Raw genomic sequence first — 14,343 nt, forward strand, 5'->3', positions numbered from 1 at the left:
TTTTGCGGGCATGTTTTCGTGACTTTTTAACGTCTTGTGCCTTAGACCCAGTTCTAGGCAACCGGTCGAAATCACAGGACAGAATCATGTACAAGAATATGGTGATTTTCGGCACACGTCCCGAAGCCATTAAATTATTTCCTGTAATCAATGCGCTGAAACAACAAGGTAAGATGCTTTGCGAAGTGTTGGTGACAGCGCAGCATCGCGAAATGCTGGATCAGGTCCTGCATATCACCGGAATAACGCCCGACCACGACCTGAACATCATGCAGCACGGACAATCGCTCGATGCATTGACGGCTCGCCTGCTGGAGGGGATTGGACATATTCTCGATAGCGCAAAACCAGATCGTGTACTGGTGCAAGGCGACACCGCCACGGCCATGGTGGGCGCGCTGGCGGCCTATTATCGGCAGATTCCGGTCAGCCATATCGAGGCAGGCCTTCGCAGCTACGATATTTATCGCCCTTGGCCAGAGGAAGTGAACCGCAAAATCATCGGCTCCATCGCCGACCAGCATTTCGCCCCGACCAATGTATCGGCATCGGCATTAAAAGCCGAAGCGGTTCCAGATGACCGGGTGTTTGTGACCGGTAATACGGTGATCGACGCGCTTTACTGGATAACCGACCGCATTTCACATCGCCCGGAAATGGTCGCCAATCTCGCCGGTCTGGAAGCCCGCTTCGAAGGCAAGAAAATCATCGGGATAACGACGCATCGCCGGGAAAATTTCGGTGACGGAATGGAAAATATCGCGCTGGCGATCAAGGCCATCGCCGCGCGCGATGATGTCGCTTGCATTTTTCCGGTGCATCTCAACCCCAATGTGCGCGGTGTGATGGAAAGAATGCTGGGTACTGAACCCAATGTCGCAATGATCGAACCGCTGGATTACCCCAATTTTGCGCGCCTGCTATCAATCAGCCATATTCTGTTGACCGACAGCGGCGGGGTGCAGGAAGAGGCCCCTGCCCTTGGTAAACCCGTGCTGGTCATGCGGGACACGACAGAGCGGCCCGAAGGCGTTACCGCAGGGACAGCAAAGCTGATCGGAACCGATAAAAATCGCATAATTTCCGAAATTTTCACTCTTTTGGACGATGATGCCGCTTATTCGGCGATGGCCCGCGCGCACAATCCCTTCGGGGACGGCAAGGCTAGCCAGCGCATAGCGGAGATCATTTGGAATGCTAGTCGACAAAAAACCTGATGTTTGCGTCCTAGGGCTGGGCTATATCGGGCTGCCTACCGCCGCCGTGATCGCCCGTTCAGGTTGCCGCGTTGTCGGTATTGATGTGAACCGGAATGTTGTCGACACCATCAACCGCGGCGAAATCCATATTGAGGAAGTCGACCTTGATGGCCTGGTGCAGGGTGTGGTTGCCCGCAAAATGTTACGCGCATCACTTTGTGTTGAGCCATCCGATGTTTTTGTGATCGCCGTTCCGACACCGTTCGATGAAAATCACGCACCAGATATCAGCTATGTTCTGGATGCAGCGACGAACATTGCCGCCGTTTTGAAGTCCGGCGATACGATCATTTTGGAATCAACTTCGCCAGTCGGGACCACAGAAAAAGTCCGTGACATGATCGCCAAACTACGCCCCGACCTGAAGGTTCCCGGTATTGCCAAGGATACAGCCGACATTGCAATCGCCTATTGCCCGGAGCGGGTTCTACCCGGGCGCATTTTGGAAGAACTGACCAACAATGACAGGTCGATTGGCGGAATAACGCCACGCTGTGCACGCAAGGCGCTGACATTTTATAAACGCTTCGTGCGTGGCGAATGCATCACCACCGATGCACGCTCGGCCGAAATGACGAAGTTGGTCGAAAATGCGTTTCGTGATGTCAACATCGCCTTTGCCAATGAATTGTCGATCATCTCCGATCATATGGGGCTTGATGTGTGGGAGGTTATCCGTCTCGCCAACCGCCATCCGCGTGTCAACATATTGCATCCCGGCCCCGGTGTGGGCGGGCATTGCATCGCGGTCGATCCTTGGTTCATCGTACACAGCGCACCCGACCAAAGCCCACTGATCCGTACCGCGCGTACCGTCAATGATGGCAAGGTTGACCATGTTATCGCACGCGCGACAGACATGATTGCCGCGAACCCGACGTTAAAGGTGGGCTGTATGGGGCTGGCCTTCAAAGCGAATATTGACGATTTTCGCGAAAGCCCTGCCTTGAAAGTCGCCGAGCAGTTGGCGCATAAATTTGGCGCAAGAGTTTCAATTATCGAACCTTATGCGTCATCGCTTCCCAGCGAATTTGATGGCACAGCCGCGCGTTTGATAGATATTGATACAGCGCTGCTTGAATGTGACATACTCGTAACGCTGGTCGACCACGACGCTTTCAAGGCCATACCGCTCGCGGAACGGGCCGATAAAATCGTCTATGACGTCAGGGGTATCTGGCACGACCAACCCGGCCAGGCCCCGCAACGGCAATTGCGCCTGGTGGGGTGATCAATTCACCTGCCGGTCGCGACCTTGCCAATAGGGCGCGCGCAAATCTTTACGCAGGATCTTTCCGGATGCGTTTCGCGGCAAGGCTGCGATGGTGTCGATTGAACGCGGGACTTTGAAACCGGCGATCCTCTCCCTGGCCCAAGCGATAACTGTATCAGGGTCAATCGACGCCCCGGGCTTTGGAACGCAGACCGCTTTTACAGCTTCGCCCCATTTTTCATCGGGAACACCAATAACGGCCACCTCCAAAACATCGGGATGTCCAAAAATGGCGCTTTCAACTTCGGCAGGATAGACATTTTCGCCACCGGAGATGATCATATCTTTGACCCGGTCATGGATGAACAGATAGCCATCTTCATCAAGATATCCGGCATCGCCTGTTTTTATCCAGCCTCCTTCGGTCATCGTTTTATCGGTTGCTTCGGCGAGATTCCAATAGCCGATCATATTGTTGGAAGACCGCGTCCAGATTTCACCGACATCGCCAACTGACATATCTTCGCCATTTTCGCCGACAATGCGGATTTCGACCCCCGGCAGTGGCTTTCCGGCAGAACGCATCCGCAAATTGCCATTGGGATCATGATCTTCGGGCGGCAGCATGACAATTGAACCTGTCGTTTCGGTCATGCCATAGACCTGAATAAATTCGGCACCGAACATCGTTATACTCTGCCGCAATAATTCGAGCGGCATTGGCGCTGCGCCGTATAAAATATACTTCAACTTGCTGAAATCCACGTTTTTGCAGCGCGGTTGTTGCAACATGATGTGTAAGGCAGCGGGTACGACAAATAGGCGGGTCACACCATTTTTCTCAATCGCGTCAAACACGCCGTCGGGGGTGAATTCCGCCAGCACCAGCGCAGGCAGCCCCGACGCCACGGCCATAATGCCAAGACCTGTGCCACCGATATGGGCGCAGGGCATTGCCACCAGAACGACTTCATTTTCGTCCCATCGCGTATAGGCCAGATCAAGTTCGGAACTATGTTTACGTAAGGCGAACAGATTGCGGTTGGACAAGACCGCTCCCTTTGGATTTCCCGTCGTTCCTGAAGTGTATAATTGCAGGACGGCATCGTCGGGGCCAGATGCGTCGAATGCCGTTCTTTCAGTCTTTGCGATGTGCTGGCGCGCTTCATTTTCGCCGATTATCTTTTCGACATAAGGCAATTGGCCGGTCAATTCTGTCCGAATATTTTCAAACTCTGCGCCAATAAAAAGCAGCTTGGCTTGCGTATCATTGACGATATACACCCATTCCGCAGGCGCCAGTCGCCATCCTATCGGGACCATGACGATACCGGCCCGCGCCGCTCCATAGAACAGGCTGAAATATAGATCGCTGTTTTTGCCGATCCAGACAATCCGGTCCCCCTTTTTAAGACCAGAGGCATGCAAATAGGAAGCAATCCGGGCGGTCATTTCCTCAAGATCGGCATAGCTTTGCATCCGGTCTTCTTGCAGCAATGCAGGGCCATTGGGCTTTTCAACCGACCAATGCCGCAGAAATTCATCAAATGTCAGGATATCCGAGGTGAGGTCGCCCATATTGATGTCTCTCCAAATCAACGGGCCTGCTTTTGCCAGAGGCCTCTTTGCGTTTTGTCGAGACATATTGGTCGCAAGTCAATTGCCGCGCAAAAAAGATGTGTCAGGCCCGGAACACAAGGGAGAGGTTATTTGCAGGCATTTCGATCACTTCATCCAAATTCAACCCATATCGCAATGCTTCCTGCGCCACATCTTCGACGAAGCGAAGGCCCCAATCTGCATTTCGGCTTTTTAAACTATGGTCAAATTCTTCATTGCTGGCGGCTGTCGGCACACCATATTGCCGAAACGGTCCATATACATAAAGCAGGCCGCCTTGCGCCAAGATACGCCCCGCATTGCGGACAAGCCCCTGTGTCGCTGCCCAGGGACTAATGTGGACCATGTTGATGCACATGATCGCAGCAACATCCCGGACTTTCCATTCGGATGCTGCATCCAGATGAACAGGCGCTCGCAGATTATCCCCGCCAAGATCGGCACTCCACGCGGCGATTGATGTGAGGGCCAAGGCATCGCTGTCACTGGGTTGCCAGATCAACCGCGGGAATTGCGCTGCGAAATGGACAATATGCTCGCCCGTTCCGCTGGCGATTTCCAGCACTGTTCCTTGCGGGGGCAACAGGGTCTTCAAGACATGGGTGATCGCATCCCGATTGCGCTCGGTTGCCGGGGCGGTGCGTTTCGCCTCTGCCGACGGTTCGAACACAAAGGGCTTGGGATCGCTCATTCAGCCGCGACCGCCACATCCGGTTCACGCCACACCAGCACGGGCTTTCGCGCCGCAAGCGTTTCGTCCAACCGGCGGCGCGGGGCATGGTGCGGTGCGGATTTGAGCGAGGGATCGCCGGCTTTCGCCCGCGCTACCACCGAACGCATCGCCCCGATAAACTGGTCGAGTGTCGCCTTGCTTTCCGTTTCGGTGGGCTCGATCAGCATCGCGCCATGTACGACCAGCGGGAAATAGACTGTCATCGGGTGATAGCCTTCGTCAATCAGACCCTTGGCAATGTCGAGGGTAGTGAAGCCATCGGCCAGACCATTGTCGCTGAACAAAGCCTCATGCATGCACGGCCCGCTATGCGCGAACGGCGCGTCAAGCGAGTCTTTCAAACCGTGCAAAATATAGTTCGCGTTGAGTACGGCATCCTCGGCAACCTGGCGCAAGCCGTCGGCGCCGTGCGATAGGATATAGGAAAGCGCGCGGGTGAACATGCCCATTTGCCCGTGGAAAGCCGTCATCCGTCCAAAGCTGTGCGGATGCCGTTCGCCCACCGTTTCTTCTTCGACCAGCGAATAGCGACCGTCGGCATGGCGTTCGGTAAAGGGCAAAGGTCCGTAGGGCGACAACGCCTCCGACATCACCACCGGACCGGAGCCCGGACCGCCGCCGCCATGCGGGGTCGAGAATGTCTTGTGCAGGTTGATGTGCATCGCATCGATGCCCAAATCACCCGGCCGCACCCGCCCGACGATGGCGTTGAAATTTGCACCATCGCAATAGACATATCCGCCCGCGGCATGGACCGCATCCGAAATGGCTTTCATGTCCCGTTCGAACAGGCCGCAGGTGTTGGGGTTGGTAATCATGACACCCGCCACATCCGGACCAAGCCGCGCCTTCAATGCGTCGAGATCAACCCGCCCTTCGGACGTTGCAGGAATATTTTCGACCGAAAATCCGGCAAAGGCCGCCGTCGCCGGGTTGGTGCCATGCGCGCTTTCGGGCACCAAAATGACGCTGCGTGGATCACCGCGCGCTTCCAATGCGGCCTTGATCGCCAATATGCCGCACAATTCCCCATGCGCGCCCGCTTTTGGGGTCATGGCAACGCCGTACATACCGGTCAGCTTGATCAGCCAGACCGCCAGTTCATTGATTACCGCAAGCGCACCTTGCACCGTTTCGACCGGCTGCAAGGGATGCACGTCGGCAAAACCCGCCATCCGCGCGACCTTTTCATTCAGGCGGGGATTATGCTTCATCGTGCAGCTTCCCAGCGGGAAAAAGCCCAGATCAATCGCATAATTTTGGCGGCTCAGTCGCGTATAGTGACGGACCGTTTCAGGTTCGGACAGACCGGGCAATCCGATCGTGCGGTTGCGTTCCAGACCACCTAGGCGTGACGCGACGCCGCCGACCTCCGGCAAGTCTACACCGGTCGTATCGGTCGTGCCGATCTCGAAAATCAGTGCTTCTTCCAGCATCAATGCGCGATTTCCGGTAAAGGTCGCCGGCTTGGAATCGCCCGAAGGCCCCATTTCAGGCTTCCATCCGCTTTGATTGAGCGCGCTCATGACAAAATCTCCTGCAAAGCCGTGGCAAAGGATTCGATGTCCTCGGCTGAAGAGGTTTCCGTCACCGCCACAACCAGTCCATTTTCCAAGTCGGTGGTATTGGGATAAAGGCGTCCGAGTGACACGCCGCCCAACACTTTCTTGTCCGCCAAAGCGCGCACAACCGGCCGTGCTTCCTTTGGCAAGCGCAGGGTGAATTCGTTGAAGAAGCTGTCGTTGACCAACTCCACGCCGGATATTTGGGTCAACCGGTCAGCCGCCTGAACTGCCAATGCGTGATTGACCTGCGCCAATCCGCGCAGTCCCTTTTCACCCAGCAACGTCATGTGAATACTGAAGGCAAGGGCGCATAATCCTGAATTTGTACAGATATTCGACGTCGCCTTTTCCCGTCGGATATGCTGCTCGCGGGTCGACAGGGTCAAAACAAAACCACGCTTGCCTTCGGCATCAACCGTTTCGCCACATAGACGCCCCGGCATCTGGCGCACGAATTTTTCCTTACAGGCAAACAGCCCGACATAAGGTCCACCAAATTGAAGGCCGACCCCGAGGGACTGCCCCTCGCCCACCACGATGTCCGCCCCCATTTCGCCGGGTGCCTTAATAGCACCCAAAGCAACGGGCTCTGTGACGACCGCGATCAGCAATGCGCCATGTTCATGCGCCTTCGCGGCAATTGCCGATAGATCCTCAATGCGCCCCAGAATGTCGGGATATTGGACCACAACACAGCTTGTTTCGCCATCAATGGCATCCAATAGACGCGCGCTGTCGGTGGTGGGTGTCAAAGTCGGCAACGCCGTATCGAGATTGTCGCCCGTATATTTTGCCATGGTGCGGGCGACGCTCACATAATGCGGGTGCAGGCCTGACGACAGAATTGCCTTGTGCCGCTTCGTGATCCGTCCAGCCATTCCAATGGCTTCCCAGCATGCCGTCGAACCGTCGTACATGGACGCATTGGCAACATCGCATCCGAACAGCCGCGCAACCTGCGTCTGGAATTCAAACAGCATCTGCAGCGTGCCCTGTGCAATTTCGGGTTGGTAGGGCGTATAGGCTGTCAGAAATTCACCGCGCTGGATGATATGATCCACCGACGCTGGCACATGATGCTTATAGGCCCCGCAGCCCAGGAAAAAGGGATGGTGCGACGCCGCCATATTCTTGCGCGCAAGATCGGAAAAGTGCCGCTCAACTGCCATTTCGCTCGCATGGTTGGGCAAACCGGCGATGGGGCCGGCCAACTGGGCCTCTGCGGGAACATCGACAAAAAGGTCATCGATGGATTTTGCGCCGATAACAGCCAACATGGCCTGACGGTCCGTATTGGTAAGTGGGAGATAACGCATGCAATCTTATCCTTATTCGCAATTCCAGATGCAGGATTGCGTTTACAATGCTTCGACAAATGCCTTGTAGGCGGCTGCGTCCATAAGGCTGTCGAGTTCGCTGGTATCGCTCAGGGTCAGCTTGAAAAACCAGCCTTCACCTTCGGGATCGCTGTTGACGAGAGCCGGATCGCCTTCCAGGGCGTCATTGCCTTCGGTTACCGTTCCGCTGACAGGGGCATAGACGTCCGATGCCGCCTTTACGGATTCAACCACCGCCGCATCCCCGCCTTTTTTCAGCTCGGCACCAGGTGCGGGCACTTCGGCAAACACGATGTCACCCAACTGGCTTTGTGCATAGTCGGTGATGCCGACGGTTGCGCTGTCGCCATCAACATCAATCCATTCATGATCTTCGGTGTAATAACGGGTCATAGGGCTTTTCCTCTCCGGTGATAGTGATGGGGAATGAAGGGTAAGGCGGCGACGGTCAGGACAACGCGTTTGCCGCGAACCTCGGCCTCAAGCTTGGTGCCGACCGGCGTGTGTTGGCTGGCCACATAGCCCATGGCGATAGGCGCACCGACGCTGGGGGCGAAGCCGCCGGACGTGATTGATCCCACTTGGCCGTCTTGTGCATAAACGGGCGCGCCTTCGCGCACTGGCATTTTGCCGTTCACAGCAAACCCGACCAGCTTTTGTGCTGGACCCTGCGCCAACGCCTTCAAAATGCGGTCTGCACCATTAAACCCGCCCTCTTCACGGCGACGCTTCGATATTGCGAAGGATGCATTGGCTTCAACCGGGTCAAATTCCGGGTTCATATCATGCCCGTACAGGGGAAGCCCGGCCTCCAGCCGCAGCGAGTCCCGCGCGCCTAAGCCGATAGGCTTGACTTCAGCTTGGGCACATAAGGCGTCTGCCAATGCTTTTGCATGCGATGCGGGGACCGAAATTTCAAATCCGTCTTCGCCGGTATAGCCTGAACGGCTGATCCAGAGGGGTTCGGGATCGGATTTTGGTCCCCAGAAAAAGGAACCTGCTTCCATGAAAAACAGTGCGTCGACGCCCGGGACAACACGCAAAAGCGCGTCAACCGCTTTGGGGCCCTGAAGTGCGAGCAATGCCCGGTCGTCCATATGGTTGATGGTGATTTCATCAGGCAGATATTCCCGCAAAAAGCCGATATCGTCCCACTTTACCGCGCCATTGACGACCACATACAACCCCATCGGCGTGGCCGTGACCATCAGATCGTCCAAAATACCGCCATCTTCGTCGAGCAGGAGCGAATAGCGCATCCGTCCCTCTTTCAACGCGCTGATGTCGCCGGGCACCAGCTTTTCGAGGGCATCCGCCGCACCTTCGCCGGACAGCATCAACTGCCCCATATGACTTACGTCGAACAGACCCGCGTTTTCGCGCGTCCATAAATGTTCGGCCATGATGCCTTCATATTGGATCGGCATATGATAGCCGGCAAATTCGACCATGCGGGCACCGCGTGCCCGATGCCAGTCACCCAGCGGCAATTCCAATATTTCTATGGGTTCTAATTCTTCGTCGCTCATATCAATCCGTTCCAAGAGTCGCAGCGACAGACACCGGTTGATGCCTTATCTGCTACCCCCTCTGTCACGGATACCTGAGAGCTTTACCCCTTCGGTGGCCCACATAAGGTGAGCTCTTTCCAGAGTGTCGCAAAAGCCGAAGCGGTCCTTTTGCCTGAGAGATTCCGGGGCGGTTGCTCCTTCGGCGAACAGGCGAACCTGTCACTCTCCCGTTTCGTCAGCGACAAGTGTCCTTTGGCTACTTGGTTGGGGAGAGTCAACCGTCTAGCGGAGTGTGTAGACGAGAACCGGTGCAAAGGTGCGCGGGGTTTCGATCCAAATAATGCTTATCGGCGTTTTGTTTGCCGACTCCGTCACCCGCCGTTACGCGCTGGCCTCCTCATATCTGTTTGTCGCATAACGGTCGGTCATCCCGGCCAAAAAGTCGGCGATGTGGCGGCTGGCTTCCGGTTCTGTCGCGGGCATATTCTCTTGCCATTCCGCCGGCATCCGATGCGGATCTGCATGATACACTGCAAACAGCCGCGAAATAATGCTCTTGGCGTGATCCGCCGCATCCAACTGTGTCGGGTGGTGGTAAAGATTTGCGTACATGAATGTTTTCAGCACCCGCTCTTCTGCCGCCATCGCGTCAGAAAAGCCACCAATCATAATGCCCGCTTGACGCACATCATCGACGCTAGAAACTGCCAATTTACGAATGCGTTCGCGGGTCGCGCTGATCACATCGTTGACCATCGCTCCGATCTGCTCGCGGGTCAGTTCCCCGACCAGCCGGCGGGGTTTGACATTCGGGAACCGCGCCTCAATCCCCCGCCACCGCTCCGCGACGAACGGCAGTTCAAACAACTGATCGATATCGAGCAATCCTGCCCGTATGCCGTCATCAATATCATGATTGTCATAGGCGATATCGTCGCTAATCGCGGCGATTTGCGCCTCAAGCGACGGCCAGCTTCGCAAGTCCAGCTTGTGCCTGACATCCACTTGCGCCAGTGCCCAACCGGGATTTTCAACCGGCCCATTATGTTTAGCCAGACCTTCTAGCAATTCCCAACTCAGATTGAGCCCTGTCCACCCGGGATAGGGTGATTCAAGTTCGGTCAAGGTCCGAAGGGTCTGGGCATTATGGTCAAACCCGCCATAGGGTTTCATCGCTTCTTCAAGGGCATCTTCACCCGCATGACCGAATGGCGGATGCCCGATATCATGGGCCAGACACAATGCCTCGGTCAGATCTTCATTCAAACCCAATGCCCGTGCGATCGTGCGCCCGATTTGAGCAACTTCCAGACTATGCGTCAGGCGGACCCGATAATGGTCGCCATCCGGAGAGATGAATACCTGCGTCTTGTGCCGTAAACGGCGGAACGCAATGGAATGGATAATACGATCGCGATCACGTTGGAAGATGTTGCGGGGGCCGCGAATGTTATGCTCTGGTTCCGGATGGTATCGCCCCCGGCTCTTTTCAGGGTGGCATGCATAAGAAGCTAATGAAGTCATGCGCGGCTTATGCCGCTTCGCCATGGCAACTGCTAGCCGCTATTTTCCTTTTAGCGCGGTCACCACGACGCCATTTTCGCTTTTCCACATAAAGCCGTCGCCGCCAGCCTTTTTATAATCGGCTTCCCATTTCTTGGCGAGCTTCTGGTCTACGAAAGGACCGACGAGCAAACGGCTGGTTTTTCCCCATGATGAAGTCCAGCCCGAAGTTGATTTGTACAGATCAGGGTTCTTCTTGACAAATTTGCGATAATCAACGGCCAAAGCGCCCGCTTCTCCCGTTGCGATTTGAACCCAAAAACGGGCGGGACTGGGCGCTACGGCTTTGACCTTGGGTGCATTTTTCGGGTCCGTTTTTGGCATTTTTGCGGGATCTTCGGCAACCGCTATCTTTGGTGCTGCGGGTTTGATTTTCTTCAAATCAACTGCAACGGCGGAAGGTTTTTGTTCGCTTTCAGGTATTTCGATGGCACCGACAATTGCCGCAAGATCGAACGCCGCAGCAGCAGGCGACGGGGACACAGGCTGTGGAAACTGCGGTTGGTTCTGAACCGTCGCCCTGTTTGGTTCGCGAACGATCGGTTGAGCAGCCGGTACCAAAGGTTCAGGCGAAGGCCGTACCTCGACACTGGCCGGGGGCGGCGGTACCTTAACTTCGGTACCGCTGTTCTGGACGGGTAGTTCAACCTTTTGCAATGGCCGCGCGGTTTCAGGGGGTGGTAAAGCGGTCGACGTTACGCTGGTGATTTTCGATGTCGAAACTTCGGCAATCTTTGCCCTTGCCGTTTCTGTCCCCAGTCTACTCGTATCGGTTTTTGGAAGTTTGATCGCTTCAGGAATATTGGCAACGATGGCCTTTACTTGCTCGTCATCGCGGGCCTTGCGATCACGTCGGTTATCCACAGGTTTCGGCTTTTCAGCCGTCACCGGTTTTGCCGGTTTGATTCCGAAGGGATCTCCAGCTGGAATAAGACGGTTGTCATTTGGTTGCGATTGAACAGGGGGAATGGTAGAGGCGACCTTTCGCACCTGGTCGCTATCACGCCCGACATATTGACTTGCCGGAAAATGCCCGAGATGGATGGCCGCCGCCTGTTGTGCCCCGGTCAGGCTAGGCATCAATCGCAAATAGCGTTCCATCCGCTGCGCCGATTCCGCATCCATGAAACCCTGCGTAACCTGGGCAGATTCACGAAAATCTCCGCGGGCGGCCAATAGAAAAGCGCGGGCGCGCCATGCCGCAGCATTGTTTTTCTGGAGCAGCGGAACCAGCATGGCATCCGCCTCCGCCTTTTGCCCGGCCAGAGATATTGATATCGCGTGCCGAACGATCAAATCGTCGGAATTGGAAACGGTGCGCGCCAGTCGATAATCCTGTTGCGCCCGGGCAAAATTGCCCAAAAGGTCAAATGCAAGGGCCCGGTCGGCCGCAATCGACCGTTCGTTGATCCCCAGCCGAACTGCATCGTCGAACAGTCGCAGGGCCTCAAATGGATTTTCCGCCCACACCGTAGCCGCAGCGAGGCCAGCCACGATCCGCCCGTTATTGGGCCGCAGAGCATTGGCCCGTGTATAGAAATTCAATCCCGCATTCGCATCGCCCAAAATGAGTGCGGCACTGCCCGCGTCCGCCAACGCGTCGGCATCATTTGGACTGAGCGAAATACGACGCATCGCCGCACGCAATTCGGCCGCACCCGCCGGTTCGGCAATGGCGGGCTTGGCCGGCGCGGGCGCATCGGATTCCTCCAGACCATGTTCATCAACAGGTTGCGCGGTCGCCCCTGTCGCTAGCATCAGCATTGATATCGCCAAAAGCACAGGTAACATTGTCACATTCATACGCCCCTATGGTGTGACAAGCCGCCATTGGAAAGCAGCTCGATGGCCCGTTCCGTCCAATGGTTGCTTAAAAAAGGCAAAATGACGTCACCAAAGTCCTGCTTCAGAAAACAGCGCCGCCAAACCCCATTGGTATCACGCCCAAAGATCAGTTGTTACTTTGCCGATCTAGAAAGCGGGGGATGTTCAGACCACCGGCCGCACCCTCAGGCTTTGCCGCATCTTCTTCCTCTTCGGGCCGAGTCAGGCCGCGTGACAGGTTTGACATCCGTTCAAACAACGTCCCGCCAGTCGAAATACGCGGGGCCGGACGTTCCGGTGCAGGCGTAATGTCCGCCGCAGGTTCATAGGCGGGTATGGCCGCCTCAAGCTCAGCCTCGGCCTCGCCTTCGCCTTCGCCTTCGACAACATGCGCGTCGCCGAGCTCCAGCAAATCGTCGGAATCTTCGTCATGCCCCGATACCGGTGCCGATGCCAGATCTTCATATTCGGCATCCGAAACATGGTCACCGCCCGGTTCACTACCCGTTTCAGCAGGTGCGAAAGGGGTAGAATGGCTTACCTCGGCGACCTCAGGCTGAGGCGCTAAATCCATGACAGGCTCAGGCGCTACAACAGGTTCCGCAGGGCGGCTAAATGCAAAGGGGCGTGTGGCATGTGCACTGGGCGATGCTGCTGTTCCGTCATTGTCGATGCCCGTGGCAACGACAGATACGCGGATCTTGCCATTTAGATTTTCGTTAAATGCGGAACCCCAGATGATATTTGCGTCCGGATCAACCAGTTCGCGAATATGGTTGGCGGCCTCGTCAACTTCCATCAGGCGCATATCTTCGCCACCGGTGATCGAGACGATGACGCCCTTTGCACCCTGCATGGACACGCCGTCGAGCAGCGGATTTGCAATCGCCTTTTCGGCAGCCTCCAGCGCGCGGCCATCGCCTTCGGCCTCGCCAGTACCCATCATCGCCTTGCCCATTTCGTGCATGACAGACCGCACGTCGGCAAAATCCAGATTGATGAGGCCCGGCATGACCATCAGGTCGGTAATACCACGCACACCCTGCTGCAAAACTTCGTCCGCCAGCAAAAATGCCTCTTTGAAAGTCGTGTTCGGATTGGCCACGAGGAACAGATTCTGGTTCGGAATGACGATCAACGTGTCGACATGCTGTTGCAGTTCCGTAATCCCGGAATCGGCCGAGCGCATCCGGCGCGACCCTTCGAACAGGAAGGGTTTGGTGACAACGCCGACCGTAAGAATGTTCATTTCACGCGCTGCTTTGGCGATAATGGGCGCCGCACCGGTCCCGGTACCCCCGCCCATGCCCGCCGCGATGAAGCACATATGGCAACCGGCAAGCGCCGCCTTGACCTGTTCGATGGTTTCTTCAGCAGCCGCACGACCTACTTCTGGTCGCGAACCTGCACCAAGACCCTGGGTAATATCCGGGCCAAGCTGAATACGATATTCAGCAGGTGATGCGTTGAGCGCCTGCGCGTCCGTATTGGCAACGACGAAATCTACGCCTTCGACCTTTGCACCAATCATGTTGGCGACCGCGTTTCCGCCAGCCCCGCCGACACCAATGACAGCGATCTTTGGCTTTAATTCATCAACCACGGGTGGACCGATATTGATGCTCATGTCTACATCCCCCTAGCCATCATTGGCTCGTTAAAATTTTCACGCTTCTGACACAAAAGAGAACGGCGCACACTCGAAAATTAACCTTTTT

The 14,343-nt window shown here is 55.9% G+C and carries 11 protein-coding genes and 1 riboswitch; of the genes, 2 read left to right on the forward strand and 9 right to left on the reverse strand.

Going from position 1 to position 14,343, the window contains the following annotated elements; all coding sequences use genetic code 11:
• Positions 1-86: 86 nt before the first annotated feature.
• On the forward strand, positions 87-1,217 hold the full coding sequence (gene wecB / locus EUU23_RS06335) for a non-hydrolyzing UDP-N-acetylglucosamine 2-epimerase (protein ID WP_160353197.1): 1,131 nt from the start codon (positions 87-89) through the stop codon (positions 1,215-1,217).
• Positions 1,195-2,490, forward strand: coding sequence for a UDP-N-acetyl-D-mannosamine dehydrogenase (wecC, locus tag EUU23_RS06340; protein WP_160353198.1), 1,296 nt, complete (start codon positions 1,195-1,197; stop codon positions 2,488-2,490). The genes wecB and wecC overlap by 23 nt, the downstream gene beginning before the upstream one ends.
• Here the strand turns inward: wecC and EUU23_RS06345 are convergent, their stop codons facing one another.
• The 9 genes from EUU23_RS06345 to ftsZ all read right to left on the reverse strand — a co-directional run bounded on the left by EUU23_RS06345 (position 2,491) and on the right by ftsZ (position 14,252).
• Positions 2,491-4,050, reverse strand: coding sequence for a fatty acid--CoA ligase (locus EUU23_RS06345; protein WP_160353199.1), 1,560 nt, complete (start codon positions 4,048-4,050; stop codon positions 2,491-2,493).
• A 103-nt stretch (positions 4,051-4,153) separates the two neighbouring features.
• A complete protein-coding gene (locus EUU23_RS06350; protein WP_160353200.1) occupies positions 4,154-4,783 on the reverse strand; it encodes a DUF938 domain-containing protein in 630 nt (209 codons plus the stop codon).
• The gene (gcvPB, locus tag EUU23_RS06355; RefSeq protein WP_160353201.1) at positions 4,780-6,351 is read right to left on the reverse strand and encodes an aminomethyl-transferring glycine dehydrogenase subunit GcvPB; all 1,572 of its coding nucleotides are present in this window, start codon (positions 6,349-6,351) and stop codon (positions 4,780-4,782) included. Before gcvPB ends, EUU23_RS06350 begins: the two co-directional genes overlap by 4 nt.
• Positions 6,348-7,706, reverse strand: a complete 1,359-nt coding sequence (gene gcvPA / locus EUU23_RS06360) for an aminomethyl-transferring glycine dehydrogenase subunit GcvPA (protein WP_160353202.1) — start codon at positions 7,704-7,706, stop codon at positions 6,348-6,350. Before gcvPA ends, gcvPB begins: the two co-directional genes overlap by 4 nt.
• A gap of 42 nt (positions 7,707-7,748) precedes the next feature.
• Positions 7,749-8,120: a glycine cleavage system protein GcvH gene (gene gcvH / locus EUU23_RS06365; RefSeq protein ID WP_158899432.1), complete on the reverse strand. Its 372-nt coding sequence runs from the start codon at positions 8,118-8,120 to the stop codon at positions 7,749-7,751.
• Positions 8,117-9,256: a glycine cleavage system aminomethyltransferase GcvT gene (gene gcvT, locus EUU23_RS06370; protein WP_160353203.1), complete on the reverse strand. Its 1,140-nt coding sequence runs from the start codon at positions 9,254-9,256 to the stop codon at positions 8,117-8,119. The genes gcvH and gcvT overlap by 4 nt, the downstream gene beginning before the upstream one ends.
• Before the next feature lie 132 nt (positions 9,257-9,388).
• Positions 9,389-9,478, reverse strand: a riboswitch (glycine riboswitch).
• 141 nt (positions 9,479-9,619) lie between these two features.
• Positions 9,620-10,762: a deoxyguanosinetriphosphate triphosphohydrolase gene (locus tag EUU23_RS06375; protein ID WP_160353204.1), complete on the reverse strand. Its 1,143-nt coding sequence runs from the start codon at positions 10,760-10,762 to the stop codon at positions 9,620-9,622.
• 39 nt (positions 10,763-10,801) lie between these two features.
• A complete protein-coding gene (locus tag EUU23_RS06380) occupies positions 10,802-12,598 on the reverse strand; it encodes a hypothetical protein (protein ID WP_160353205.1) in 1,797 nt (598 codons plus the stop codon).
• 154 nt (positions 12,599-12,752) lie between these two features.
• Positions 12,753-14,252, reverse strand: coding sequence for a cell division protein FtsZ (gene ftsZ / locus EUU23_RS06385; protein ID WP_160353206.1), 1,500 nt, complete (start codon positions 14,250-14,252; stop codon positions 12,753-12,755).
• Positions 14,253-14,343 lie beyond the last annotated feature (91 nt).

The sequence above is a fragment of the Sphingorhabdus profundilacus genome, from assembly GCF_009769755.1.
Lineage (GTDB): Bacteria > Pseudomonadota > Alphaproteobacteria > Sphingomonadales > Sphingomonadaceae > Sphingorhabdus_B > Sphingorhabdus_B profundilacus.